The sequence below is a fragment of the Variovorax robiniae genome (assembly GCF_037889955.1).
In the GTDB taxonomy this organism is placed as follows: domain Bacteria; phylum Pseudomonadota; class Gammaproteobacteria; order Burkholderiales; family Burkholderiaceae_C; genus Variovorax; species Variovorax robiniae.
The window spans coordinates 740,573-765,181 of sequence record NZ_JBBKZS010000002.1 but is presented as its reverse complement, the minus strand read 5'-3'; the positions used below and the strand labels follow the sequence as shown (position 1 = coordinate 765,181).

The window sequence follows — 24,609 nt, the reverse complement described above, 5'->3', positions numbered from 1 at the left end:
GCGGGTCAGCGCGGGGCGGCGGGCAGGGTCATGACCAGCGTGCCGTCCCAGCGCGGGCGGGTGTCGTCGGAGGTGTCGGCTGCGGCGGCGCTGTTGCCTGCACCGGCGCGGGCGCCAGGCTGCAGCGGGCCGCCTGGCGTCCTCGACAGGCCGGGCAGCGCCGGGCTTGGGGAAGCGGCGGAACCGCCGCCCGTGGCCGTGGCGCGCGTCAGGTGCGCCTCGCGCGGCACCGCGCGCGCATTGTTCCGGGCCTGCGCCAGCCATTGCGCCAAGGCCTCGGCCGGTGCGGCGCGCATCATCACGTTGGCAGCGTCACCGGCATTGACGACCTGGGCGCTGCTGCCCAGGGACTGGCGCACGGAGGTCTCCAGCGCCCGCAGGGATTCGTCGCGGTTGGCGCGCGGCTGCGACTGCAGCGCCTTGGCCTGCGCCTGGAGCGTGCTCATCCGCTGCAATTGGGCGTCGAGCCGCTTGTGCTCCTCGCGCGCGGCCGACAACGTATTCAATGCGGGCGCCAGCGCCACCCACCACACGAGGGCCAGCAGCACCAGCGCCACGGCCACCGTCACCAGCCGACGCTCGCGCGTGTCCATTTCGGCCCAGCGCGCCTGCATGACTTCGCGGAACTTCATCGCTTCGCCTCCGCCTGCACCAGCAGCAAGTCGCCTTCGCCGCGCGCCGTGTAGCCGCGCGCGGCCATCGTGTTGGTCAATGAGCCGATTTCCGTGGCCGAGAGATTGAGCCCGCGCAGCCGCAACTGGCCGGCGCTGTAGTCGAGCGCGGTCGGCACCCGGCCGGGTGGCAGGCTTGCGCCGAGGGCAGCCAGCATCGGTTCCAGGTCGAGCGTGGCCACGCCGCCGGTGGACTGCTGCAGCGCGGCCACTTCACTCGCCATCTGCAGCGGCGCATCGAGCACCACCTTCACGGACGGAAAGGTCTGCACCAGGATCGCATTGATGCCGGCGCGCTTGGCCTCCAGCGCATTGCGCTCCTTCCAGGCCCAGGCATTGAGGCCGACCAGTTGCGCCAGCACCAGCACCGCCGCGCCCCAGCGGGCGGCACGCCATTGCGGCGCATGGCGCAGCGCATTCAGCAGCGCGCCGAACTTCTTGCCGGCCCGTGCGCGGCCGCTGCTGGCCAGGTCGAACTGGCCCAGGTCCCAGGAACTGCGCGCCGCCTGCAGCCAGCGCTCGGGCGTCTGGACGATCGGCAGGCGCTGGCCCAGCAGGGCCTCCGCCTGGGCCGCGACGGCGGGCTCCGCGCTGGCCACCGCGGTGTCGAGCGGGGCGCTGTCGACCAGCGCCAGGCTGGCCGGGCTGAGCGGAAGCGTGGCCACGCCGTTGGCGTCGCAGACCGTGAGTTGCGCGGACTCGGGCTCGCCGGTGGCGAACAGCATGGCCGGGGCTTCCGCGGGCTGCGGTGCGAACTCCGGGACGATGCGCGTCACGCGCCGCCCGGCGGATTCGAGTGCCTGGACCGCCGCGCGCAACTCGATGCGCTGGCTGGCTGCCACCCATACGGTTGCACCGGGCTTGGCACCGGGTTCCAGCGCGAAGTGCAGCGACTCGGGCTCGTCCAGCAGGCGCTCTTCGAGCAGGCCATCGAGCACCGAGCGCAGCCGCGCCGCGCCGCCGAGGTTGCCCGGCGGCAAGGCCACCGCGTGCCAGGACAAGGCGGTGCCCGGCACCAGCAGGGTGACGTCGTTGCCCGCCGGCAACAGCGCCAACGGTGCGCTGCCATGCGAGAGCAGCGTGCGCCCGTCATCGGCCGCCAGCACCCAGCCGTGCTCAGCGCCGCCATGGGCGCGCGACAACGGTGGACAAACGATCAGTTCAGGCATGGGCGATCCGGGAAAGGGGGGTCATTGTAGAAGGGCGTCCGGCCTCGCTATTTTTTTGATAGCGCGGGTTGCAGGCAGGACGGGCACTTCACAAAAGTACTAAAAATAGACGCCATCGCATCCCCGATCAACGCGGGGCCGCGGTCAACGTTGCGCCTGCGCCACGCTCGCGCCACAGGACGGTGACGTTGATGCCGTTGCGGTTGAGCAGCGAATGCTCCTCGACGAAGGTGTTGTCGAGTCGCAACTTGCCCTCGACCTCAAAGTAGCTGGTGCCGACGCTGTGGCGTTGGTCGGTGAACGCATCGGCCTGGTCGCGCAGCACGCTGTCGGCTTCCTTGACGGCGGTGAAGGACTTGAGCGTGCGCCGCGCCACCACCTGCTTGGCGGTGGCCATGTCCATCTCGGGCACGCTGGCATAGATCGCCTCCGCGCTGGCAGTGTTGATGTTCAGCCTGGTATTCGCTGCAGGCAGCACCGTGACGTAAGGCTCCAGCGCGGCCACCGTCTGCGGCGACAGGCCGAGCCAGACCAGTTGCGAGGTGCGAACCGGCATCAGCGGCACGCTGGGCGCCTGGCCGTCGTCACCTGCTGACGTGCTCGTGGTCACCGTGGTGGTCGTGGTTGTCGTCGTGGTCGCCGGTGTCGTGCTCGTGTCGGTTGCCGCGCCGGCCGTGGTGGGCGCGGGCGTCGTGGTGGTGACCGTCGTGATCCCGGCCGTCGCGCGCTGCACGCCGCTGGCAAGCAGGTCCACCTCGCCGACCGGCAGGCCGAGCAGGGCGAACAGCTTCTTGAAGGAAGCCAGCGCCGCCGGGTCCGGCTTGTTGTTGGCGCCCACCAGGTTTCGCACGTTGAGCTTCGATTGCGCATCGACGATGCGGCCCGACAGCAGCGCATCGGGCAGGCCTTCGAGATCCGCGCTCGAGACGTTCTTCTGGGCCGACAGGAAGCTCGACAAGCGCGCCTCCTCCAGCGGAAAGGCCCAGACTTCGGTCAGGGTGTCCGGCCCGCCGGTGCGGCCGTCCTCCCGCAGGATCAGGCGCGACCAGTCGAGCCCGCCGATCAGTATCCAGGCCGACTGCATGCGCGCGCGCTCGGCCTCCTCCACCTCGACCGCGCGCCACTGCTGCCACAGGGCCGCCGCGGCGAGGGTGGCCACCAGCGTCACGGTCAGCATCGCGGCCAGCAGCGCCGCGCCGGCCTGGCGGGCCTTCGGCCGCGCGGATCGCTTGTTGAAGCGGGGGAAGGGATTGCGCGGCGTCATGTCTTCGGAATGCTCGAGGAGGGCCGCACCCAGTCGCGCGACAGCAGGCCGGTCAATGCCGGGCCCGGCGGCAGGTTCAGCACCAGTCGCACGCCGTCGGGCAAGGCGCCGGCGTTGGGGTTGGCACCGGAAAGTGCATCGGTGCCCACGGCAGGGCTCCAGGTGTCGTTGCGGAAGTAATAGAGCTGCCAACTGTCGACCGGCATCAGGCGCACGTCGACGCCACCCGCGGAGGAGCCGGAGGCGTCGCCCTGCGCCCAGCTGGCGGCGCCGCGCCAGGCTGCCTGCCATTCGTCGCGCCGCGTCAGCGGGGCCGATTGCCAGCGGCTCCAGTAGCTGCCTTCGGCCTGGGTGCGCAGCGTCCAGGCGACCACGTAGACCACCGGCCGCAGGTCGTCGGTGCCGCGCCGCGTGACCCGCAGCAACCGACCGTCCCAGTCGATGGTGCTGGTGCCGGCCAACTGGGTCATGGCGTCGAGGTCGGCGGTCCATTGCGACAGCGTGGTCTGCAACGTCAGCACCGCATCGCCGCGGGCGCGGTTGTGCTCCTGCGCGCGCGCCATGCCATCGATGCCGCGCCAACTCATCAGGGCCAGCATCGCCATGACGGCGATGGCCACCATGAGCTCGATCAGCGTGAAGCCGCGCTGGCCTTTCTTGGGGAGCGGCGAGGACACGACGTGCCGGACGTGGGGGCGCATGGTCAGAAGCGGCCCACGACGGTCGACACGCGCAGGATCGGTGCATCCTGCGCGTCACGCACCTGCACGTCGACGCGGCGGAAGGCGGGATTCAGCGTGGGGGTGGTCGACACGCCCACGCTGAAGTTGTTGCCGGCCTGCGTGCACACCGACGCGCTGTCGCCCACCGCCGGCATCGCACGCGCCAGCCGGACCTTGGCCAGCTCGTTCTCGGCGCAGATCTGGGCCAGCATCGCATCGGACTGGCGCTGCGCGTTGCGGGTCAGCGCACTGGTGGCCTGCGAGCCGGCCATGAGCGCGATCGCGACGATGCCGAGCGCGACCAGCACTTCGATCAGCGTGAAGCCTTGGTCGGCAGAGCGGCGCTGGTGCGCGGCGCCTGCGCGTCTTCGCAGCGCTTGCCCGGAGCGGCCCGGCGCCGCGCTCACGGCGACACCACCGCGAATGGCCGCAAGCCATCCGTCGCGATGCGAAGACTGCGTGCGGGCGGACCCTCCGTCGTCAGCACGACCTGCTGCGCCGCGATGATCGGATCGGGTCCGAGCAGCAGTGCCGGGGTGGTCTGCCCGTTGGCCAAGGAGGGTTGCGCGGTGACGCCGTTCTCGAGCCACGTGCCCGGCAGCGCATTGGGCGGCAGGCCATCGAAGGTGAAGCCTTCGGGCGTCGTGCGCCACCGCACCGTCGCGCCGCTGGCGCGTGACTGGGCGCGCGCCGCGTCGAGCAACACCGACAGCCGTTCGCCTTCGCGTTCGAGCGAGCTTTGCCCGCTGTCGCGCATTGCGAAGCCGAGGCCGGCCGTGGCGATCGCGATGATGGCGACCACCACCATCAACTCGAGCAGCGAGAAGCCACTCGCGTGGCGGGAGCTACCGAGCGGAACGCAAGGCCTACTGCCAGCTGCCGATGTCGGCATTGTTGCCTTCGCCACCCGGCTGGCCGTCGGCGCCGAACGAGAACACGTCGATCTCGCCCTTGATGCCGGGGTTCAGGTACTGGTAGGGCTTGCCCCAGGGGTCGTTCGGAAGCTTGTCGATGTTGGGCTTCCAGTTGGGTGCGGCGGGGCCGGAGGTGGGCTGCGCGACCAGCGCCTGGAGGCCTTGCTCGGCCGTGGGATAGCGCTGGTTGTCGAGCTTGTAGCGCTTGAGCGCCTGCATCAGGTTGGCGATGTCGGTGCGCGCGCTCTGCACGCGGGCTTCGTCGACGCGGCCGATGACGTTGGGCACGATCAGCGCGGCCAGCACGCCGATGATGACCAGCACCACCATCAACTCGATCAGGGTGAAGCCGCGTTGCAGGGAGGCACGCATTGGGCGGGGCGAAGGTGTCATGGGGAAGTCGGGCTTGGTTCGTGCGGCGCTGCATGATAATCCGCCCACATGTCGGTCCCGTCCACTCTCCAGGCCCCGTTTGCCACATCTTTACGCTGGCCTGTGGCCGTTGTCACGCTACTGCTGTGGGGGGTGGCCGCCGCGAGCATCGTGTTCTGGGGCCTGCGCCTGTCTGCACCGGCCGACTCCGCCCCGCCGCCAGCGGTGGCCAGCGCGCCGGTGGCGGTCGACGCGGCCTCGGTCGCACGCTTCCTGGGCGCCGTCAACACACCGGTCGCTGCGGCGGCCACGCCCGACGCGGCCAGCCGCTTCGTGCTGCAAGGCGTGATCGCCGACACCGATGGGCAGGGCGCCGCATTGATCGCCGTCGATGGCAAGCCGGCGCGCCCGTTCCGCGTGGGCGCCAGCATCGGCGACAGCTACGTGTTGCAGTCGGTCGGAGCGCGCGCCGCATCGCTCGGCACTGGGGCGCGCGGGCCGGTCGCCTTCACGCTCAAACTGCCTGATCGCCCATTGGCCATCCCTGGCGTCGCTGGTCCGGCCAGCCCCGTATCCGCCAGCCCTGCCAGCTTTCCCAGCCCGGCGAACCCTGCCGGGTTCCCCGCGCCCGGCAACCCCGCCGGATTCGCGAATCCCGGCAACGCGGCCGGACTCGTCAACCAGGCCAATCCCACCCGCGGGCCCTGAGCCGGACAGCCATCTTGGCCGAGGCTCCGTCGCGGGTAGCGGCCTGGTTTCCTACGCCTTCAGGAACAACTGGTAGACGGGATTCGCGGTCTCCTCGACATACGGATAGCCCAGCGTCTTCAGAAAGTCGTCGAAGGTCGCATGGTCGGCCGCCGGCACCTGCACGCCGACCAGGATGCGTCCGTAGTCGGCGCCCTGGTTGCGGTAGTGGAACAGGCTGATGTTCCAGCTGGGCTGCATCAGGCTCAGGAACTTCAGCAACGCGCCCGGCCGTTCCGGAAAGACGAAGCGCAGCAGGCGTTCGTCATGCGCCAGCCCGGTGCGCCCGCCCACCATGTGGCGGATGTGTTCCTTGGCCAGTTCGTCATGCGTCAGGTCCAGCGCGCCGAAGCCGTGCTCGACGAAGGTGTTGGCAATCGTCGTCGACTCGCCGCGCGTCGAGGTGGTGAGGCCGACGAAGACATGGGCCTCGGCCGTGTCGCTGATGCGGTAGTTGAACTCGGTCACGTTGCGCGAGGCACCCGGCAGCTCGCCGACCAGTTCGCAGAAGCGGCGGAAGCTGCCGCGCTCCTCGGGAATGGTCACCGCGAACAGCGCCTCGCGCTCCTCGCCGACCTCGGCCCGCTCGGCGACGAAGCGCAGCCGGTCGAAGTTCATGTTGGCGCCGCAGAGGATCGCCGCGTAGGTTTCGCCGCGCGTGCCGTGCTGCTCCACGTACTGCTTGATCGCGGCCACCGCCAGCGCGCCGGCCGGCTCGACGATGCTGCGCGTGTCGACGAAGATGTCCTTGATGCCGGCGCAGACGGCATCGGTGTCGACGGTGATGTACTCGTCGACCAGTTCGCGTGCGATGCGGAAGGTTTCCTCGCCGACCAGCTTGACGGCGGTGCCGTCGGAGAACAGGCCCACGTCGGGTAGCGTGACGCGCTCCTTCGCGCTGACCGATTGCATCATCGCGTCGGAGTCGTTCATCTGCACGCCGATCACCTTGATCTCGGGCCGCACGGCCTTGATGTAATTGGCCACGCCGGAGATCAATCCACCGCCGCCGATGGCGACGAAGACCGCGTCGAGCCGGCCCTGGTGCTGGCGCAGGATTTCCATGGCGATGGTGCCCTGGCCCGCGATCACGTCGGGATCGTCGAAGGGGTGCACGAAGGTCAGGCCTTGCGCGGCCTGCAGTTCGAGCGCGTGGCCGTAGGCGTCGGAGTAGCTTTCACCGAACAGGGCGACCTCGCCGCCGAGTGCGCGCACGGCGTCGATCTTGAGCTGCGGCGTGGTCACCGGCATCACGATCACGGCGCGCGTGCCGAGCGTGCGGGCGCTGAGCGCAACGCCCTGCGCATGGTTGCCGGCCGAGGCGCAGATCACGCCCTTGCCCAGTTGCTCCGCGCTCAGGTGCGCCATCTTGTTGTACGCGCCGCGCAGCTTGAAGCTGAACACCGCCTGCTGGTCCTCGCGTTTGAGCAGCACTGTGTTGCCCAGGCGCTGGCCCAAGGCGCGTGCTGGTTCGAGCGCGGATTCCACGGCCACGTCGTAGACACGGGCGGTGAGGATTTTCTTGAGGTAGTCGGCGGGAGTGAGCGGGCTGGGCATAGGGCCGCGATCATAGGTGGCCCGGCGGGCTGGCCGCCCCGACGCATAAAAAAGCCCCGAGTCTTGCGACTCGGGGCTAAATCCACCAATTGGGAGGGTGGAGGAGACAACCGGGGCACAAACTTTGTTGTGCGATGAAATAAAGTATATCGACTGTTTGTTGCAACGCAACACGCAATAGTGTTTTTCCCCACACAAACTGTCGGCTGCGTGACTTTTTTCGCGGTCGCCTTCAACCGGAGTAAGTCTTTCGATGGAATGCACAGTGAGTTGGACCGGCGCGGCCGGAACGCGGTCGCCGATGGGCTTTGTCGCGGAGACCGGCAGCGGCCACGTTTTGACCATGGACGGCGCCCCGGACGAGGCCAAGCCGGAGAACGGCGGCCGCAACCAGGCGCCCCGGCCGATGGAGACCCTGCTGGCCGGCACCGGCGGTTGCACCGCCTATGACGTGGTGCTGATCCTCAAGCGCGGTCGACACAAGGTCGAGCGTTGCAGCGTCAAGCTCACCAGTGAGCGGGCGGAGAAGGACCCGAAGGTCTTCACCAAGATCCACATGCATTTCACGGTGGCCGGCAAGGGCATCCCGGAGGCGGCTGTCGCCCGCGCCGTCGCGCTGAGCCACGAGACCTACTGTTCCGCCACGATCATGCTGGGCAAGACGGCGGAGATCACGACCAGCTTCGAATTGCTGGAGACCTGAAGAAGGCAAGAATCTTTCTACTGCGGCCACCGATCTCGGCGCCCCTGCTACGAAATCTTCATGCCTTCTGTCCGCGGGGCGGTCAGATGCGGTGCGCCACGGTCGTCATGACCTTGGCGGCCAGGCGCATCGCCGCGCGTGCGGGTTCCGGCAATTCCATGGCGCCCGCACTGCGGGCCTGCGCGCCGTGGCGTGCTTCGTCATCCTTCATGCGCGCCACGACCGCGCGCGAGGCGGAGTCGGCCGCCGGGATGCGATCGAGGTGGCCATCGAGATGCGCCTCGACCTGGCGTTCCGTCTCGGCCACGAAGCCCAGGCTCAAGGCATCGCCAAGCCGCCCCGCCACCAGACCCAGTCCGAACGCGCCTGCATACCAGAGCGGATTGAGCAGCGAGGCGCGTGCGCCCAACTCGTCCATGCGCTGCTGCGTCCAGGCGAGATGGTCGGTTTCCTCGTGGGCAGCTTCCAGGAGCTGCTCGCGCAAGGCCGGGTCGCGCGCGACGGCGGCCTGCGCGGTGTAGAGCGCCTGGGCGCAGATCTCGCCGACATGGTTCACGCGCATCAAGGCGCCGGTCTCGCGGCGTTCGGCTGCCGTCAACTGCCCGGGCGGGGTTTCCGGGGTCGGCGCCGGCCGCGTCGCGCGGGGGCGTGTGAACAAGGTGCGCAGAGCCGCATCCGCCGCGGTCAGGAAGGGGTCGAGTGAACGGGTCATGGCGCCATTGGAACGCAACTTGCCGTGTGGCGAAGGCAAGCGCGTCATCGTTTCACATCGTGAATTGGACGGCGCCCGGACCCTTTGTTGCACTGGTGCAACGAAACGCGGAAGCCAGCCGCGATTTAGGCCGAATTCTTTTGCCCTGATGCGGCGCGTCTGGTGCAATAGCGACAACTTCCCAAAAGGAGGTTGGCCCGGGGTCCGGTGGGAGCACAGAAAAGTGCCCAGTCACGGTGAGCCCTCTGCACCGGAGCCCTATGTTTAACCTTGGAGAAACTTGCAATGAAAAAATCCCTAGTTGCTCTGGCTGCCCTGGCTGTTGCTGGTGTTGCCTCGGCTCAGTCGTCTGTCACGTTGTTCGGCGTGGTTGACGCCGCTGTCAGCTACTACCAAACCAACAGCAAATTCGTCGGCTTCGCCGGCACCCCCGTGCTCAACGCAGTTGGCACCGGTGACCTGAAGCAAAGCCAATGGGCTCTGACCAACTCGGGTTACAACTCGAGCCGCATCGGCTTCCGTGGCACGGAAGACCTCGGCGGTGGCTTGGCTGCAAGCTTCTGGCTCGAATCGCCGATCACCAACGACGACGGCGCTACGGGTGCTTCGACCTTCGCACGTCGCTCGACCGTGAGCCTGTCGGGTGGTTTCGGTGAAATCCGTCTTGGCCGTGACTACACGCCCACGTTCTGGAACGACACCGTGTTCGATCCGTTCGGCACGAACGGCGTCGGTACCAACCTGATCTTCACGTTGAACGCTGGCCCGCGCTCGCTGGTCCTGAACAACGGCGTGCAAGTCAACCGCGGCCTGTTCTCGAACACCAACTACGTTCGCGCCAGCAACTCGGTCGGCTACTTCCTGCCGCCGAACCTGGGTGGCTTCTACGGTCAAGTCCAGTACGCCTTCAACGAAGCCATCAAGTACGATCCGGGCACCACGACCCCGAACGTCCTGAACAGCCAACGCGCTGGTCGTTACGTCGGCGGCCGTTTCGGCTACGCCAACGGCGGCCTGGACGTTGCAGCTTCGTACGGCGAAAGCACGACGGGCGACGACTTCTACGCTGGCTCGACGACCACCGTCAAGATCGCCAACCTGGGCGCTTCGTATGACTTCGGCGTCGTCAAGCTCTTCGGCGAAATCTCGCGCACCAAGAACGACATCGAAGTTGACAGCTTCATCACGCCGGCTTTCGGCACGGGTTCGTTCAAGGGTGACGGCTACCTGCTCGGCGCTACCGTGCCGGTCGGTCCTGGCCTGATCCGCCTGGCCTACTCGTCGGTCAAGCTGAACTACACGTCGACCCCGACCCTGGCTGCATTCGCGCTGTCCACGAACACGGACAAGCCGAAGGCTGACAAGTTCGCGATCGGCTACGTGCACAACCTGTCGAAGCGCACCGCCCTGTACGCAACGGCAGCTTTCGTGAAGAACAAGAATGGCCTGAACCTGACCGCCAACAGCGCGTTCAACTCGACGACCAGCCCGCAGTTCACGAACACCTTCCTGCTGACCCCCACCGGTGGTTACCAAGCAGACAAGGCCTACGGCTACGACTTCGGTATCCGTCACGCTTTCTGATCTGACGCTGGCTACCGCCAGTTGAAGTTGAAAGACTCAAAAAGCCACTCGATGAAAGTCGAGTGGCTTTTTTCATGGTTAGTCCTCTGGCAGGCACGCGGATTGCTCTGCTACTGTAGGTAACAAATAGTTTCTCGATGCTGGTTTTCGTACTGCGCCGTCTTATTCAAGCCGTGATCGTGATGGTCGCGGTGGCATTCATCGCGTTCCTTTTGTTCCAGTACGTGGGGGACCCGGTGGTGTTCCTGCTGGGCCAGGACGCCAAGCCAGAACAGATCCAGCAACTGCGCATCGACCTGGGGCTGGACCAGCCTTTCGTCGTCCAGTTCTGGCATTTCATCGTCAATGCGGCGCAAGGCGAGTTCGGCCTGAGCCTGAGGCAAGGCGCCAAGGTGTCGCGCCTGATCGGTGAGCGCCTGCCGGCGACGCTCGAGCTGTCGGTGATGGCGGCCCTGTTGGCGCTGGCCGTGGGCCTGCCCATGGGCGTCTATGCGGCCTTGAAGCGTGGCTCGGTGGGCAGCCAGACGGTGATGGCGCTGTCGCTGCTGGGCGTGTCGCTGCCGACCTTCCTGATCGGCATCCTGCTGATCCTGGTGTTCTCGGTCTGGCTGGGCTGGTTGCCGAGCTTCGGACGCGGCGAGGTGGTCAAGCTCGGGTGGTGGAGCAGCGGCCTGTTCACGCGTGACGGCTGGAGCCACCTGGTGCTTCCGACCGTGACGCTAGCGATCTTCCAGCTCACGCTGATCATGCGGCTGGTGCGCTCGGAGATGCTGGAAGTGCTGCGCACCGACTACATCAAGTTCGCCCGCGCGCGCGGCCTGTCGGACCGCGCCATCCATTTCGGGCACGCGCTGCGCAACACGATGGTGCCTGTCATCACCATCACGGGGCTGCAGCTGGGCTCGCTGATTGCGTTCGCGATCATCACCGAGAAGGTCTTCCAGTGGCCCGGCATGGGCCTGCTGTTCATCGAGGCCGTGACCTTTGCCGACATTCCGATCATGTCGGCCTACCTCTGCCTCATCGCATTGATTTTCGTGACGATCAACCTCGTGGTGGACCTGCTGTATTTCGCGGTCGATCCGAGGCTGCGGGTTTCAACAACAGGGGGGCATTGATGGGTTCGGTACGTTGGCAGGTGGCGGGGAGGGCGTTTGCACACATCGCCCGGTTTCATCCGGAAATCACGGCATTGCGGCGCGATTTGCATGCGCATCCGGAATTGGGTTTCGAGGAGGTCTACACCGCCGGGCGGGTGCAGGAGTCCTTGCGGGCCTGCGGTGTCGACGAAATTCACACGGGCATCGGCAAGACCGGTGTGGTCGGTGTGATCCGCGGCCGCTCCACGGCGAGCCGCCGCATGATCGGCCTTCGTGCCGACATGGATGCGCTGCCGATGTGCGAGGACAACGGCTTCGACTGGCGTTCGGGCAAAAAGGGCCTGATGCATGGCTGCGGCCATGACGGGCACACGGCCATGCTGGTCGGTGCGGCGCGCTACCTGGCGGAGACACGCAATTTCGACGGCACGGCGGTGCTGATCTTCCAGCCCGGCGAGGAAGGCTTTGCCGGCGCGCGCGTGATGATCGAGGACGGGCTGTTCGATCGCTTTCCGGTGCAGTCGGTGTTCGCGATGCACAACTGGCCGGGAATGCAGCCCGGCACGATCGGGCTGAACAACGGGGCAATGATGGCGGCGGCCGACCGCATCACGATCGAGGTCACGGGCAAGGGCGGCCACGGCGCGCATGCCTACCAGACCATCGACCCGGTGCTGGTGTCGGCGCACATCATCACGGCGGTGCAGAGCATCGTCTCGCGCAATGTGCGGCCGATCGACGCGGCCGTGATCAGCATCTGCGCGGTGCAGGCCGGCGACCTGGGCGCGATGAGCGTGGTGCCGGGCAAGGCCACGCTGGTGGGCACCGTGCGCACCTTCAGCGACGCGGTGCAGGAGCAGGTCGAGCAGCGGCTGGCGGAGTTGTGCGCCGCTGTCGCTACGGGCTTTGGCGCCACGGCCACGGTCCGCTTCGAGCGCATCTATCCCGCGACCATCAATACCGCCACCGAGGCACTGTTTGCCGGCGACGTGGCGCAGGGGCTGGTGGGCGCGCGCAACGTCGAGCGCAACATGGAGCCGAGCATGGGCGCCGAGGATTTCTCCTTCATGCTGCAGAAGAAGCCGGGCGCCTACATGCGCATCGGCCAGGGCGTGAAGGACGGGGCCTTCCTGCACAACAGCCGCTACGACTTCAATGACGAGATCCTGCCGCTCGGCGCCGCCATGCATGCGAGCCTGGTCGAGCAGGGCATGCCGCTGCAAGTCACCGCCGCGCCCAAGGAAAACGCCAAGGCCCGCGCCTTGCAATAGACCGCATCATCGGGCTGTGCGCTGCATCGGCCGCGCGCTTGCGCAGCCATCCCAAGAGTCTCTGTTTCAACCCACCGAGGAGTGCCTTCCCATGAGTTTCAAGTCCAAAGTGCTGACCGCCGCTGTCCTGGCGGCGCTGGGCGCGACAAGTCTGCTGGCCAATGCGCAGACGATCCGCATTGCCAACCAGGGTGACGCGCTCTCGCTGGACCCGCACTCGCTCAACGAGTCGCTCCAGCTCAGCACCGATGCGAATGCGTATGAGCCGCTGGTCGGGCGCAACAAGGACCTGAGCCTGGCGCCCTTGCTGGCCACGAGCTGGAAGCAGAGCACGCCGACTGTCTGGACTTTCGAACTGCGCAAGAACGTCAAGTTTCACGACGGCACGCCCTTCACCGCCGACGACGTGATCTTCAGCTTTGCGCGCGCTTCCGGTGAGGGCTCGGACGTGAAGACCAACACCGCCGACATCAAGGAGGTGCGCAAGGTCAACGACTTCGCCATCGAGATCGAGACCAAGGGCCCGTTCCCGATCCTGCCGGACGTGATCTCGCAGCTCATGATCATGAGCAAGAAGTGGTGCGAGGAGAACAAGGCCACGATGCCGGTGGACCGCCGCAAGGGCATCGAGAACACGGCCTCGTTCAAGGCCAACGGCACCGGGCCGTTCCGCGTGCGCGAGCGCCAGCCAAACGTGCGCACCGTGTTCACGCGCAACCCGACCTACTGGGGCAAGATCGAGGGCAATGCGCAGGAAGTGATCTTCACGCCGATTTCCAATCCGGCGACGCGCGTGGCGGCCCTGCTCTCCGGCGAGATCGACGTGATGGAGCCGGTGCCGGTGCAAGACATCGAGCGCATCAACAAGAGCGCCAACGCGCGCGTGATCAGCGGGCCGGAGCTTCGCACGATCTTCCTGGGCATGGACCAGAAGCGCGACGAGTTGCTCTACTCCAGCGTGAAGGGCAAGAACCCGTTCAAGGACAAGCGCGTGCGCCAGGCCTTCTACCAGGCGATCGACATCGTGGGCATCCAGAAGACGGTGATGCGCGGCGCCTCGCGACCGACCGGGCTGATGGTGGGGCCGGGCATCAACGGCTGGACGGATGCGCAGGACAAGCGCCCTGCGTATGACGTGGAGGCCGCGAAGAAGCTGCTGGCCGAGGCCGGCTATCCGAACGGCTTCGAAGTGACCATGAACTGCCCGAACGACCGCTACGTGAACGACAGCCAGATCTGCCAGAGCGTGGCGGCCAACCTGGCGAAGATCGGCGTGAAGATCAACCTGGCCGCCGAGACAAAGGGCACCTACTTTCCGAAGATCCTGCGTCGCGACACCAGCTTCTACATGCTCGGCTGGACGCCGACCACCTATGACTCGCACAACGCACTGAGCGCCTTGATGGCCTGCCCGGACGACAAGACCGGCACGGGGCAGTTCAACCTGGGTGCGTACTGCAATTTGAAGCTGGACGACCTGACCAAGAAGATCCAGTCGGAGACCGACAAGCCCAAGCGCGACGCGATGATCAAGGAGGCGTTTGCGATCCATATCGACGACATCGGCCACCTGCCGCTGCACCAGCAGACGCTGGCTTGGGGTGTGAGCAAGAAGGTGGAGCTGACGCAGATGGCGGACAACTACATGCCGTTCAAGTGGATGAGCGTCAAGCAGGTCGCTCCGTAAGCTCGCTGCGTACACTCCTCCGCGCCCCCTGCCAGGGGTGACAGCGGCCGGAAAGCTCCCAGGCTCCGTGCACTGAGCGCGCAGCCGGGGAGGACGCACCCGGGGGCCGGCCACGCCGGTTCCTCGGTGTCTCTGGAATGGGGCTGTTGAGGAAGGATCAGGTGGGGCAGGTTTGCGGGAGTGGCGTGAACCTTGCGGTGTCTGGTTGAAACCTACGATGAAAAAAATACTGTTCCGCTGGTTCGACGGCGATGTGGGCTACAGCTTCCGGCATTCGCCAATGGCGATCGCCGCGGCGGTGGTGGCGTTCGTCTGCATCTTCTGCGCGGTGTTCGCGGGCTGGGTGGCGCCGCATGATCCGCACGACCTCGCGACGCTCGAACTCGGCGACGCGCGCCTGCCGCCGGTGTGGATGGAGCAGGGCACGTCCAAGTACCTGCTGGGCACGGATGAGCAAGGGCGCGACATCCTGTCGGCGTTGATGTATGGCTCTCGGGTGTCGCTGGTGGTCGGCTTCGTGTCGGTGCTGCTGTCGATGCTGATCGGTGTGACGCTGGGCTTGCTGGCGGGCTTTCGCGGTGGCTGGTTGGACGCCTTCCTGATGCGGCTGTGCGATGTGGTGCTGTCCTTTCCGGCGATCCTGGTGGCGTTGTTGATCGCGGGCGTGGGGCGGGCGCTGTTTCCGAACGCGCCCAACTCGGTGGCCTTTGGCGTGCTGATCCTGGCGATCACGCTGACCAAGTGGGTCGACTACGCGCGCACGGTGCGTGGCTCCACGCTGGTGGAGCGAAACAAGGAATACGTGCAGGCGGCGCGCGTGACGGGCGTGTCCTCGCTGCGCATCATGCGCAAGCACGTGCTGCCGAATGTGCTGGGGCCGGTGTTCGTGATCGCGACGGTGCAGGTCGCGACGGCGATCATCACCGAGGCCACGCTGTCCTTCCTGGGCGTGGGTGTGCCACCGACTTCGCCGTCGCTGGGCACGCTGATCAGCAACGGCAACCAGTTCCTGTTCAGCGGCGAATGGTGGGGCGTGGTGTTCCCTGGCGTGATGCTGGTGCTGATCGCGCTGAGCGTGAACCTGCTGGGCGACTGGCTGCGCGATGCGCTGAATCCGAGGTTGGGATGACGAAGCAAGCGTTGCTGCAGGTGCAGAACCTGGTGGTCGAGTTTCCGGGGCGGCGCGGCACGCTGCGGGCGCTCGACGACATTTCCTTTTCGATCGCGCCGGGTGAGATCCTGGGCGTGGTGGGCGAATCGGGCGCGGGCAAGTCGCTCACCGGCGCGGCCATCATCGGCCTGCTGGAGCCGCCGGGCCGCATCGCGGGTGGGCAGATCCTGCTGCAGGGCGAGCGCATCGACAACCTCGATCATTCGAAGATGCGGCACATCCGGGGGCGGCGCATCGGCGCCATCTTCCAGGACCCGCTGACCTCGCTGAACCCGCTCTACACGATCGGGCGGCAACTGACCGAAACGATTCGCACGCACCTGCCGGTGACCGAGGCCGAAGCGCGCAAGCGGGCCATCGGGCTGCTGGAGGACACCGGCATTCCCGGCGCGGCACAGCGCATCGACCACTATCCGCACCAGTTCTCGGGCGGCATGCGGCAGCGCGTGGTGATTGCGCTGGCGCTGGCGGCCGAGCCGATGCTGATCGTGGCGGACGAGCCGACCACCGCGCTGGACGTGTCGATCCAGGCGCAGATCATCACGTTGCTCAAGCGGCTGTGCCACGAGCGCGGTGCGGCGGTGATGCTCATCACGCACGACATGGGCGTGATCGCAGAGACCTGCGACCGCGTGGCCGTGCTGTATGCGGGGCGCGTCGCGGAGATCGGGCCGGTGCACGAGGTGATCCATGCGCCGGCGCATCCGTACACCGGCGGGCTGATGGCGGCGATTCCGGACATGGCGATCGAGCGCGAGCGGCTGAACCAGATCGACGGGGCGATGCCGCGGCTCAATGCCATTCCCGACGGGTGCGCATACAACCCGCGCTGTCCGCGAGCGTTCGACCGCTGCAAGCGCGAGCGGCCTGAGCTCATCGACGCCGGTGCCACGCGGGCGGCTTGTTGGCTGCACGATGCGACGCAAGTTGCGGGAGCCGTGCAATGACTTCCACCGCTGTCGAGCACATCGACCTCGCCGTGCCGCCCGAAAACAAACCCCTCGTCGTGGCCCATGACATCGCCCGGACCTTCGACGTGTCCGCGCCATGGCTCAACCGTGTGATCGAGCGCCAGCCGCGGCTGCTGCTGCATGCGGTCGATGGCGTCAGCTTCACCATTCCGCGCGGGCAGACGCTGGCGCTGGTCGGCGAATCCGGCTGCGGCAAGAGCACCGTGGCGCGCGTTCTGGTCGGGCTCTACAAGCCGAGCCGGGGCCATGTCCACTTCGCGGGCAAGGACGTGCACGAGACCTTTGCGTCGCCGCCGGGCCGGGCCTTGCGGCAGCACATCCAGATGATCTTCCAGGACCCGTATGCGAGCCTGAACCCGCGCTGGAAGGTCGAGGGCATCGTCGGCGAGCCGCTGGTGGAGCATGGCCTGGTGACGGAGAAAGGTGCGTTGCGCGACCGCGTGGGCGAGTTGCTGCAATCGGTGGGGCTGAGCCCGCACGACATGGTGAAGTATCCGCACCAGTTCTCGGGCGGCCAGCGCCAGCGCATCTCGATCGCGCGCGCGCTGGCGACCGCGCCGGAATTCCTGGTCTGCGACGAGCCGACCTCCGCGCTCGACGTGAGCGTGCAGGCCCAGGTGCTCAACATCATGAAGGACCTGCAGCGCGAGCGCGGGCTGACCTACCTGTTCATCTCGCACAACCTCGCGGTGGTGCGCCATGTGAGCGACCAGGTCGGCGTGATGTACCTGGGCCGGCTGGTCGAGGTCGCAGACAAACGCACGCTGTTCGCGACGCCCCGGCACCCGTACACGCGCATGCTGCTCGATGCGATCCCGCAGATGCATGCGACCGGGCGCGCGCGCACTCCCGTGCAAGGCGAGGTGCCGAATCCGCTGTCACCGCCGACGGGCTGCGCCTTCCATCCGCGCTGCCCGCATGCGAATGCGAGGTGCTCGGCGGAGCGGCCGAAGCTGCAGACCTTCGAGGGGATCCAGGTGGCTTGCCACGCTGTTGAAGAGCGGCGGATTTGAAGCCTTGAATCCGGCAGCCGATTTCGGCTGTTCGGTCCCGCGCTTCTACTGCTCCTCGCCCCAGGCAAACCCATCCCGCGCAATCATCGCGCTCGACGCACTCGGCCCCCAGGTGCCCGCTGCATAGGGCCGCGGCCCGCCGTCCATGCCCCAGCTGTCGATCAGCGGCTCGACCCAGTGCCAGGCGGCTTCCTGCTCGTCGCTGCGCACGAACAGGTTCAAGCGGCCCTCGATCACGTCGAGCAGCAGACGCTCGTAGGCTCCGACGCGCTCGGTGCCGAAGCGCTTGTCGAAGTCGAGGTCGAGCTGCACCGGCGCCAGCGGCAGCATGCCGGCGCGGACGCCGGCCTTGGTGCTGACGCGCTGGTCCTGCGCTTGCGCGAGCAGGTGCAGTTCCAGGCCGTCCTTGGGTTGCAGGTTGATGACGAGCTTGTTCGCCACGCCGGCGGGCGAGCGGAAGATGGCATGTGGCGCGGGGCGGAAGTTGATCTCGATGCGTGCGTCGCGCGAAGCCAGGCGCTTGCCGGTGCGGATGTAGATCGGCACGCCGGCCCAGCGCCAGTTCTCGATCTCGGTGCGCAGGGCGACGAAGGTCTCGGTGCGGCTCTCGGGATCGACGCCGGGCTCTTCCTTGTAGCCTTGCACGCGCTCGCCGTAGGCAGTGCCGGCGGTGTACTGGCCGCGCACGGAATGCAGGCCCAGTGAATCGGGCGTCCAGCGCTTCAGCGAACGCAGCACCTTCAGCTTCTCGTCGCGGATCGCGTCGGCATGCGCGTTGATCGGCGGCTCCATGGCGATCGCGCAGACCAGTTGCAGCGCATGGTTCTGCACCATGTCGCGCAGCGCGCCGGTCTGGTCGTAGAAGGCACCGCGCTTCTCGACGCCGAGGTCTTCGGCAATCGTGATCTGGATGTTGGCGATGTGTTCGCGGCGCCATATCGGTTCGAACAGCGCATTGCCGAAGCGCATCGCGAACAGGTTCTGCACCGAGGGCTTGCCGAGGTAGTGGTCGATGCGGAAGACCTGGTTCTCCTTCAGCACCTTGCCCACCGCCTCGTTGATGGCGCGGTTGGAGGCGAGGTCGTGGCCCAGCGGCTTCTCGAGCACCACGCGCGTCTTCGGTCCATTGAGGCCGGCGACCGCGATCTGCTCGACCGTCTGCGTGAAAAGTGCCGGTGCCGTTGCGACATACATGATGATGCTGTCGGCATTGCGCGTGTTGAGCAGGTCGGCGAGGCGCTTGTAGTCGGCCGGCTTGGACAGGTCGAGCCGCAGGTAGTGCAGCATCGAGGCGAAGGCCTTGAACTCTTCTTCGGTGGGGCGCTTGGCGCCTTCGACCGCCTTGAAGCGCGACTGGATCAGCTCGCGGTACTGGTCATCCGACAGGTCGTCGCGGGCCACGCCGATGATGCGGCCGTTGGCGGGAAGGCTGCCGTGGCGGAAGGCCTGGAACAACGCCGGCATCAGCTTGCGCCATGCCAGGTCACCGGTGCCGCCGAACAGAACGAGATCGAAACTCATGAGGTTTTCCGTGAGGTGGGGAAGCCGATACTTGCCACTGACTTTAATGGTAGTTGTACGGATGACTGATACGTTCAGGCGCTACTAAGCTGGTTTTTCGCCAGGGGAGGCGCTTCTCTTTCCAAAGTCATTCATCATATGAAAAAGCTCCTGTTCACGGCTGCGCTCCTGGGCGTGTCATCGATGGCTTCGGCGCAGCAGGTCAACGTGATCTGCTCGGTGCAGGCCGACTGGTGCAACATGATCGCCACCGTCTATGCGCGCACCACCGGCGTCAAGATCAACCTGGCGCTCAAGGGCTCGGGCGAGGCGCTCGCGCAACTCATGGCCGAGAAGGAGAACCCGAAGACCGACGTGTGGTTTGGCGGCACGGGTGACCCGCACTTGCAGGCGGCTGAACTGGGCCTGACACTCGAATACAAGTCGCCGACGTTGATGCAGCTCTATCCGTGGGCGCAGGAGCAGGCGCAGCAGTCGGGCTACAAGACGGTGGGCATCTATTCGGGGCCGCTGGGCTTTGGCTACAACACCGAGTTGATCAAGAAGAAAAAGCTCGACATCCCGCGCAGCTGGGCCGACCTGCTGAAGCCCGAGTACAAGGGCGACATCCAGGTGGCGAACCCCGCATCGAGCGGCACGGCCTACACGATGATCGCGACGCTGGTGCAACTGATGGGCGAGGAGAAGGCCTTCGACTATCTCAAGGCACTGCACAAGAACGTCGGCCAGTACACGCGCACGGGCGTCGGCCCGATCAAGGCGGTGGCGCGAGGCGAGACGGCGGTGTCGATCAGCTTCATCCACGATGCGCCGCAGGAGCGCATGGCGGGCTTTCCGGTCGAGACGGTGACGCCCTCCGAAGGGACCGGCGCGGAGATCGGCTCGATGAGCATCGTGAAGGGCGCGCGCAACCTGGCCGAGGCGAAGAAGTTCTATGAATGGGCGCTGACGCCGCAGGCGCAGACCTTTGGCGCCAATGCCAAGCAGTACCAGTTGCCGTCGAACAAGGCGACGCCGGTCGATGCCAACGTGCCGGACTTCAAGAAGATCAAGATGATCAACTACGACTACGCGAAGTACGGCAAGAGCGAGGAGCGTCGGCGCCTCATCGGGCGCTGGGAGAAGGAAGTCAACTCGCTGCCGCGATAGGCACCGGCCTTGTGACACGCAAGCCCAACGCCGCGATCGCCTTCTGCGTTGCGGCGGGCCTCGTCGGCTATCTGCTGCTTCCCTGGTATGCGATCCAGGATACGAGCTGGTATGAGGCCTTGCCGCGCATCTTCAGCGACGGGGATGCGGCGAATGGGTTGCTGCAGGCGCTGACGCAGGGGCGGGGCTGGTTGTTGGTGGGTTTGATCGGGCTGGTGCTGTGTGGCGTCGGTGCGATGTCAGCGCCGGGGCGGGCGCAGGGGCGCTGGCTGCTGATCGGCGGGCTGATTGGCGCGCTGGGGTTGGCGGTGACCGGCTTCACCATCGGCGCGCGGGGGTGGAGCGTGGCGGCGCTCAACGGCGTGTTCGGCGAGCTGTCGGTCAACCAGTTCGGCATCGGGGCCGGGGGCTTCGTGGCGATCGCGGCGCTGGTGCTGCTCTTCGCGTTTGGCTTGGCGCGGCTGGGGTACTTCAAGGGTGACCTGTTCGTCGCGGGTGCGGTGATCGGCTGTGGCGTGACGATGGCGCTGTTCATCGCCTATCCGGTGAGCAAGGCGCTGTCCGGAGCGTTCTTCGACGAGGACGGGAAGTGGTCGCTGGCCGCGTTTGCGGCGCGTGTGTTCACGGAGAGGATCTGGGGCCTCGGCTGCCTCGCCGGCGGCGTGCGCTGCGGCGTCGCGTGGAACACGCTGGTACTGGCCTTGCTGACGGCGGCAGGGACCACCTTGCTGGGCACGCTGATGGCACTGATGGCGGAGCGCGGCGGCAAGCGCTGGCAGACGCCGTTGCGCGTGCTGGCGTTGCTGCCGATCATCACGCCGCCCTTCGTGGTGGGGCTGGGACTGATCCTGTTGTTCGGGCGCGCGGGCGTGGTGAACCAGTTGCTTGAATCCTTCTTCGGCATCGAGCCGACGCGCTGGTTCTACGGCATGCTGGGTGTGCTGGTGGCGCAGCTGTTCGCCTTCACGCCGATCGCCTTCATGATCATGCGCGGCGTTGTGCAGGGCATCGCGCCGAGCATGGAAGAAGCCGCGCAGATGCTGCATGCGGACCGGCGCCAGACCTTCTTCACGATCACGTTGCCGCTGATGAAGCCGGGGCTGGCGAATGCCTTCCTGGTCGGCTTCATCGAGAGCATCGCGGACTTCGGCAATCCGGTGGTGGTGGGCGGGCAGTTCTCGGTGCTGTCGACGGACATCTTCTTTGCGATCGTCGGCGCGCAGTACGACCAGGGGCGCGCGGCGTCGCTGGCCTGGGTGCTGACGATCTTTGCGCTGGGCGTGTTCGCCTTGCAGCGCGGCGTGTTGGGCAGGAAGAACTACACGACGGTGAGTGGCAAGGGCGATGCGGGCATTGCGATGGCGCTGCCGGATGGCGTGCGGCGCACGGTCTATGCGATTGCGTTTCCGTGGATCGTGTTCACGCTGGTGGTGTATCTCTTTGCGTTCGCGGGTGGGTTCGTGCAGACGTGGGGGCGGGACTACAGCCTGACCTTGAACCACTTCAAGACGGCGTTTGCGCTGGAGTGGGGGCAGTTCGGGCTGGTGTGGGCGGGCACGGCTTGGAACTCGTTGCTGACCACCTTGAAGTTGGCGGGCATTTCGGCGCCGATCACGGCGGCGTTGGGGTTGTTGATTGCGTGGCTGTTGGCGCGCAACGAGTTCAAGGGGCAAGGTGCCTTCGAGTTCGGGGCGCTGTTGGCCTTTGCGATACCGGGTACCGTGCTGGGGGTGAGCTACATCCTGGCTTTCAACGTGCCGCCGTTCGAGTTGACGGGCACGGGGCTGATCATCGTGCTGTGCTTCATGTTCCGGAACTTGCCAGTGGGCGTGCGGGCGGGTACTGCCGCGTTCAAGCAACTGGATCGGTCGCTGGATGAGGCGTCGTTGATGCTGCGTGCGTCGACATCGCAGACGCTCTTCCGAGTCGTGCTGCCGCTGTTGAAGCCCGCACTGGTGGCGGCGCTGGTCTACAGCTTCGTGCGTGCGATGACGACGGTGAGCGCGGTGATCTTCCTGGTGACGGCCGAGAACGAACTGGCGACCACGTACATCATCGGGCGCGTGGGCAATGGCGACTACGGCGTGGCGCTGGCTTACTGCACGGTGCTGATCGTGCTGATGTCGGCGGCGATCGCGCTGATCCAGTTCGTGGTGGGCGAGCGCAAGCTGGGGCGGCGCAGGGCGACGGTCGGGCATCAAGGACATCACAAGATGGAGCCGCTGGCCTGAGCAGGAAGGCCGCTGGAAAAACGCATGAGCAAGGGCATCGAATTTCGCAACGTCACCAAGCGCTACGGCAGCGACCCTTCCGCACCGCTGGCGGTGAAGGGCATCAGCTTCGAGGTGCCGGTGGGGACGCTGACCACCATCCTCGGGCCGTCGGGCTGCGGGAAGACGACCACGCTGCGGATGATCGCGGGGCTGGAGTCGCCGACCTCGGGCGCGATCTTGATGGGTGGGCGCGATGTCACCACGCTCGGGCCGGCCGAACGCAACGTGAGCATGATGTTCCAGAGCTATGCGCTGTTCCCGCACATGAACGTGATCGAGAACGTGGGCTACGGGCTGAAGATGAGCGGCGTGAAGAAGGACGAGATTGCACGACGTGCGCGGGAGACGCTCGCGAGCGTGGGCCTGGTCGACTTCGACGAGCGCTTGCCGAGTGAGTTGTCGGGCGGGCAGCAGCAACGCGTGGCGTTGGCGCGCGCGCTGGTGCTGGAGCCGGCGGTGCTGCTGTTCGACGAGCCGCTGTCGAACCTCGATGCGCGCCTGCGTCGCGAGATGCGCGAGGAGATCCGCGGGTTGCAGCAGCGGATGGGCCTGACGGTGGCCTATGTGACGCACGACCAGAGCGAAGCGCTCGCGGTGAGCGACCAGATCATCGTGATGGACCACGGCGTGATTGCGCAGACCGGCACGCCGGAGCAGCTCTACAGCCGGCCCGGGAGCGAGTTCGTCGCGGGCTTCATGGGGGAGGCGTCGGTGTTTCCGGCGGTGGCGCAGGCGGATGGGCGGGTGGTGCTCGGGCCGCTGATGCTGGCGCCGCGTCATGTGGCGGCAGAGGGGCCGGTGAAGGTGGCGGTGCGGCCGGAGGCATGGGTGATCGGCGAGCCGGGTGGGCTGCCGGCCACCTTGCGCAAGGCGGCGTATCTGGGCGGCTACTACGAGTATGGATTCGATACGGCGCTGGGGCCGGTGTTCGTGGTGTCGAACGACCTGGCGCGCAAGTTCAGCGTGGGGGCGGAGACGACGCTGACGCTGGGCACGCACGGGGTGTCCGTGGTGCCCGTCGGCACGCCGTAGTTACCGGCGCATATCGATCACGGTGCGCCCTCGCACCTTCCCTTCCAGGGTGCGGTCCAGCCACTCCGGCAGTTCCTCCAGCCCGATCACATGGGCAATCTGCGCAAGATGCGCGGGCCGGTACTCATTCGCCATCTTCTGCCATACCACTTCGCGCAGCGGCATCGGCGAGTTGGCGTTGATGCCGAGCAGGCTCACGCCGCGCAGGATGAACGGCAGCACGGTGGTGTTAAGTTCCGCGCCGCCCGCGTTGCCGAAGGCCGCGATCACGCCGCCGGGCAGCATCGTGCGGGTCAGCCAGGCCAGCGTGTCGCCGCCGACCGAATCCACCGCGCCGGCCCATTGGCCCTTCTCCAGTGGCTTGGGCTTGGCCTGCGCATCGATGCGGCCGATGACCTCGCTGGCGCCCAGCGATTGGAGGTAGGGCATGGCTTCCGGCTTGCCGCTCATCGCGGTCACCTTGTAGCCGCGCCGCGTAAGCATGTCGATGGCCACGCTGGCCACACCGCCCGTCGCGCCGGTCACCAGCACCGGGCCTTGTTCGGGCGCGAGGCCGTTGAGTTCCATGAGGTGCAGCGAGTAGCCCGCGGTGTAGCCGGCCGCGCCCAGCACCGCGGCATCGAAGAGGCTGAAGCCGTTCGGAATGCGCATGCACCAGTCGCCCGACACGCGCGCCCTCTGCGCATGCCCGCCGTCATGGTCGACGCCGATGCCGAAGCCATGCACCACCACTTCGTCGCCTGCTCTCCAGCGCGCGTCGGCTGATTCCAGCACCGTGCCGGTCAGGTCGATGCCGCCGATGCGCGGCCAGTTGCGGATGATGCCGTTGAGGCCCCTGGAAGCCAGCGCGTCCTTGTAATTGATGCTGGAGTACGCGACCTCGATGAGGACGTCGCCGGGGCTCAGGTCTTCCGTCGTGAGTTCGCTGATGCTGCGCACCGGCGCGGGATCGCCGGCCAGCAGGCGAAGGGCATTGAATGTGTGTGCCATGTCGTTGGTTTTCAGT

Annotated in this window: 23 protein-coding genes; 12 read left to right on the top strand and 11 right to left on the bottom strand. The window is 66.7% G+C overall.

Going from position 1 to position 24,609, the window contains the following annotated elements:
* Positions 1 to 5: 5 nt before the first annotated feature.
* From gspM to gspG, 7 genes are all read right to left on the bottom strand, one after another.
* Positions 6 to 632 (bottom strand): type II secretion system protein GspM, encoded by a 627-nt coding sequence (gspM, locus tag WKW79_RS07860; RefSeq protein WP_340334536.1) that lies wholly within the window; start codon positions 630 to 632, stop codon positions 6 to 8.
* The gene (gspL, locus tag WKW79_RS07855) at positions 629 to 1,840 is read right to left on the bottom strand and encodes a type II secretion system protein GspL (protein ID WP_340334535.1); all 1,212 of its coding nucleotides are present in this window, start codon (positions 1,838 to 1,840) and stop codon (positions 629 to 631) included. Before gspL ends, gspM begins: the two co-directional genes overlap by 4 nt.
* A 127-nt stretch (positions 1,841 to 1,967) precedes the next feature.
* Positions 1,968 to 3,104, bottom strand: coding sequence for a type II secretion system minor pseudopilin GspK (gspK, locus tag WKW79_RS07850; RefSeq protein ID WP_340334534.1), 1,137 nt, complete (start codon positions 3,102 to 3,104; stop codon positions 1,968 to 1,970).
* Entirely contained in the window at positions 3,101 to 3,805 is a 705-nt protein-coding gene (locus tag WKW79_RS07845) for a PulJ/GspJ family protein (protein WP_340334533.1), read from the bottom strand. The genes gspK and WKW79_RS07845 overlap by 4 nt, the downstream gene beginning before the upstream one ends.
* A gap of 2 nt (positions 3,806 to 3,807) precedes the next feature.
* Positions 3,808 to 4,200 (bottom strand): type II secretion system minor pseudopilin GspI, encoded by a 393-nt coding sequence (gspI, locus tag WKW79_RS07840; RefSeq protein WP_340334647.1) that lies wholly within the window; start codon positions 4,198 to 4,200, stop codon positions 3,808 to 3,810.
* A gap of 29 nt (positions 4,201 to 4,229) precedes the next feature.
* Positions 4,230 to 4,718: a prepilin-type N-terminal cleavage/methylation domain-containing protein gene (locus tag WKW79_RS07835; protein ID WP_340334532.1), complete on the bottom strand. Its 489-nt coding sequence runs from the start codon at positions 4,716 to 4,718 to the stop codon at positions 4,230 to 4,232.
* On the bottom strand, positions 4,693 to 5,133 hold the full coding sequence (gene gspG, locus WKW79_RS07830) for a type II secretion system major pseudopilin GspG (protein ID WP_340334531.1): 441 nt from the start codon (positions 5,131 to 5,133) through the stop codon (positions 4,693 to 4,695). Before gspG ends, WKW79_RS07835 begins: the two co-directional genes overlap by 26 nt.
* Positions 5,134 to 5,235: 102 nt before the next feature.
* Between gspG and WKW79_RS07825 the strand changes: the two genes are divergently transcribed.
* Positions 5,236 to 5,820, top strand: a complete 585-nt coding sequence (locus tag WKW79_RS07825) for a type II secretion system protein N (protein ID WP_340334530.1) — start codon at positions 5,236 to 5,238, stop codon at positions 5,818 to 5,820.
* Positions 5,821 to 5,871: 51 nt separating this feature from the next.
* On the opposite strand, the gene ilvA is transcribed toward WKW79_RS07825, so the two are convergent.
* Positions 5,872 to 7,416: a threonine ammonia-lyase, biosynthetic gene (ilvA, locus tag WKW79_RS07820; RefSeq protein ID WP_340334529.1), complete on the bottom strand. Its 1,545-nt coding sequence runs from the start codon at positions 7,414 to 7,416 to the stop codon at positions 5,872 to 5,874.
* Positions 7,417 to 7,669: 253 nt separating this feature from the next.
* Between ilvA and WKW79_RS07815 the strand changes: the two genes are divergently transcribed.
* Complete coding sequence (locus WKW79_RS07815) at positions 7,670 to 8,119, top strand: OsmC family protein (protein WP_340334528.1); 450 nt, start codon at positions 7,670 to 7,672, stop codon at positions 8,117 to 8,119.
* Positions 8,120 to 8,201: 82 nt separating this feature from the next.
* On the opposite strand, the gene coq7 is transcribed toward WKW79_RS07815, so the two are convergent.
* Positions 8,202 to 8,831, bottom strand: coding sequence for a 2-polyprenyl-3-methyl-6-methoxy-1,4-benzoquinone monooxygenase (coq7, locus tag WKW79_RS07810; protein WP_340334527.1), 630 nt, complete (start codon positions 8,829 to 8,831; stop codon positions 8,202 to 8,204).
* 285 nt (positions 8,832 to 9,116) lie between these two features.
* Here coq7 and WKW79_RS07805 point away from each other — a divergent pair, with 285 nt between their 5' ends.
* From WKW79_RS07805 to WKW79_RS07775, 7 genes are all read left to right on the top strand, one after another.
* Positions 9,117 to 10,415: a porin gene (locus WKW79_RS07805; protein ID WP_340334526.1), complete on the top strand. Its 1,299-nt coding sequence runs from the start codon at positions 9,117 to 9,119 to the stop codon at positions 10,413 to 10,415.
* A 137-nt stretch (positions 10,416 to 10,552) separates the two neighbouring features.
* Complete coding sequence (locus WKW79_RS07800; RefSeq protein ID WP_340334525.1) at positions 10,553 to 11,533, top strand: ABC transporter permease; 981 nt, start codon at positions 10,553 to 10,555, stop codon at positions 11,531 to 11,533.
* A complete protein-coding gene (locus tag WKW79_RS07795; RefSeq protein WP_340334524.1) occupies positions 11,533 to 12,786 on the top strand; it encodes a M20 aminoacylase family protein in 1,254 nt (417 codons plus the stop codon). Before WKW79_RS07800 ends, WKW79_RS07795 begins: the two co-directional genes overlap by 1 nt.
* A gap of 91 nt (positions 12,787 to 12,877) precedes the next feature.
* Entirely contained in the window at positions 12,878 to 14,473 is a 1,596-nt protein-coding gene (locus WKW79_RS07790; protein WP_340334523.1) for an ABC transporter substrate-binding protein, read from the top strand.
* Between the two features lie 217 nt (positions 14,474 to 14,690).
* Positions 14,691 to 15,602 carry an ABC transporter permease gene (locus WKW79_RS07785; RefSeq protein ID WP_340334522.1) on the top strand — a complete coding sequence of 304 codons (912 nt, stop codon included), beginning with the start codon at positions 14,691 to 14,693 and terminating at the stop codon, positions 15,600 to 15,602.
* Positions 15,599 to 16,591: an ABC transporter ATP-binding protein gene (locus WKW79_RS07780; protein ID WP_340334521.1), complete on the top strand. Its 993-nt coding sequence runs from the start codon at positions 15,599 to 15,601 to the stop codon at positions 16,589 to 16,591. The genes WKW79_RS07785 and WKW79_RS07780 overlap by 4 nt, the downstream gene beginning before the upstream one ends.
* On the top strand, positions 16,588 to 17,628 hold the full coding sequence (locus WKW79_RS07775; protein ID WP_340334520.1) for an ABC transporter ATP-binding protein: 1,041 nt from the start codon (positions 16,588 to 16,590) through the stop codon (positions 17,626 to 17,628). Before WKW79_RS07780 ends, WKW79_RS07775 begins: the two co-directional genes overlap by 4 nt.
* A 45-nt stretch (positions 17,629 to 17,673) precedes the next feature.
* Here WKW79_RS07775 and zwf read toward each other — a convergent pair whose 3' ends face one another.
* Positions 17,674 to 19,149, bottom strand: coding sequence for a glucose-6-phosphate dehydrogenase (gene zwf, locus WKW79_RS07770; protein WP_340334519.1), 1,476 nt, complete (start codon positions 19,147 to 19,149; stop codon positions 17,674 to 17,676).
* A gap of 138 nt (positions 19,150 to 19,287) precedes the next feature.
* On the opposite strand from zwf, the gene WKW79_RS07765 reads away from it, so the two are divergent.
* Genes WKW79_RS07765 through WKW79_RS07755 form a run of 3 tightly spaced genes read left to right on the top strand, consistent with a single transcriptional unit; the run spans position 19,288 to position 23,603 of the window.
* Positions 19,288 to 20,298 (top strand): ABC transporter substrate-binding protein, encoded by a 1,011-nt coding sequence (locus tag WKW79_RS07765; protein WP_340334518.1) that lies wholly within the window; start codon positions 19,288 to 19,290, stop codon positions 20,296 to 20,298.
* An 11-nt stretch (positions 20,299 to 20,309) separates the two neighbouring features.
* Complete coding sequence (locus WKW79_RS07760; protein WP_340334517.1) at positions 20,310 to 22,529, top strand: ABC transporter permease; 2,220 nt, start codon at positions 20,310 to 20,312, stop codon at positions 22,527 to 22,529.
* Positions 22,530 to 22,553: 24 nt separating this feature from the next.
* Positions 22,554 to 23,603: an ABC transporter ATP-binding protein gene (locus tag WKW79_RS07755; protein ID WP_340334516.1), complete on the top strand. Its 1,050-nt coding sequence runs from the start codon at positions 22,554 to 22,556 to the stop codon at positions 23,601 to 23,603.
* On the opposite strand, the gene WKW79_RS07750 is transcribed toward WKW79_RS07755, so the two are convergent.
* Positions 23,604 to 24,593: an oxidoreductase gene (locus WKW79_RS07750; protein ID WP_340334515.1), complete on the bottom strand. Its 990-nt coding sequence runs from the start codon at positions 24,591 to 24,593 to the stop codon at positions 23,604 to 23,606.
* Positions 24,594 to 24,609 lie beyond the last annotated feature (16 nt).

Excerpts from the sequence above, each read along its gene's own strand:
- WKW79_RS07775 (WP_340334520.1), top strand. The coding sequence starts at position 16,588 with ATGACTTCCACCGCTGTCGAGCACATCGACCTCGCCGTGCCGCCCGAA.
- WKW79_RS07845 (WP_340334533.1), bottom strand. The coding sequence starts at position 3,805 with ATGCGCCCCCACGTCCGGCACGTCGTGTCCTCGCCGCTCCCCAAGAAA.
- WKW79_RS07790 (WP_340334523.1), top strand. The coding sequence starts at position 12,878 with ATGAGTTTCAAGTCCAAAGTGCTGACCGCCGCTGTCCTGGCGGCGCTG.
- WKW79_RS07795 (WP_340334524.1), top strand. The coding sequence starts at position 11,533 with ATGGGTTCGGTACGTTGGCAGGTGGCGGGGAGGGCGTTTGCACACATC.
- WKW79_RS07805 (WP_340334526.1), top strand. The coding sequence starts at position 9,117 with ATGAAAAAATCCCTAGTTGCTCTGGCTGCCCTGGCTGTTGCTGGTGTT.
- WKW79_RS07800 (WP_340334525.1), top strand. The coding sequence starts at position 10,553 with ATGCTGGTTTTCGTACTGCGCCGTCTTATTCAAGCCGTGATCGTGATG.
- WKW79_RS07815 (WP_340334528.1), top strand. The coding sequence starts at position 7,670 with ATGGAATGCACAGTGAGTTGGACCGGCGCGGCCGGAACGCGGTCGCCG.
- WKW79_RS07765 (WP_340334518.1), top strand. The coding sequence starts at position 19,288 with ATGAAAAAGCTCCTGTTCACGGCTGCGCTCCTGGGCGTGTCATCGATG.
- gspL (WP_340334535.1), bottom strand. The coding sequence starts at position 1,840 with ATGCCTGAACTGATCGTTTGTCCACCGTTGTCGCGCGCCCATGGCGGC.
- gspM (WP_340334536.1), bottom strand. The coding sequence starts at position 632 with ATGAAGTTCCGCGAAGTCATGCAGGCGCGCTGGGCCGAAATGGACACG.
- WKW79_RS07835 (WP_340334532.1), bottom strand. The coding sequence starts at position 4,718 with ATGCCGACATCGGCAGCTGGCAGTAGGCCTTGCGTTCCGCTCGGTAGC.
- WKW79_RS07785 (WP_340334522.1), top strand. The coding sequence starts at position 14,691 with ATGAAAAAAATACTGTTCCGCTGGTTCGACGGCGATGTGGGCTACAGC.
- WKW79_RS07780 (WP_340334521.1), top strand. The coding sequence starts at position 15,599 with ATGACGAAGCAAGCGTTGCTGCAGGTGCAGAACCTGGTGGTCGAGTTT.
- ilvA (WP_340334529.1), bottom strand. The coding sequence starts at position 7,416 with ATGCCCAGCCCGCTCACTCCCGCCGACTACCTCAAGAAAATCCTCACC.
- gspG (WP_340334531.1), bottom strand. The coding sequence starts at position 5,133 with ATGACACCTTCGCCCCGCCCAATGCGTGCCTCCCTGCAACGCGGCTTC.
- gspK (WP_340334534.1), bottom strand. The coding sequence starts at position 3,104 with ATGACGCCGCGCAATCCCTTCCCCCGCTTCAACAAGCGATCCGCGCGG.
- coq7 (WP_340334527.1), bottom strand. The coding sequence starts at position 8,831 with ATGACCCGTTCACTCGACCCCTTCCTGACCGCGGCGGATGCGGCTCTG.
- WKW79_RS07755 (WP_340334516.1), top strand. The coding sequence starts at position 22,554 with ATGAGCAAGGGCATCGAATTTCGCAACGTCACCAAGCGCTACGGCAGC.
- zwf (WP_340334519.1), bottom strand. The coding sequence starts at position 19,149 with ATGAGTTTCGATCTCGTTCTGTTCGGCGGCACCGGTGACCTGGCATGG.
- WKW79_RS07750 (WP_340334515.1), bottom strand. The coding sequence starts at position 24,593 with ATGGCACACACATTCAATGCCCTTCGCCTGCTGGCCGGCGATCCCGCG.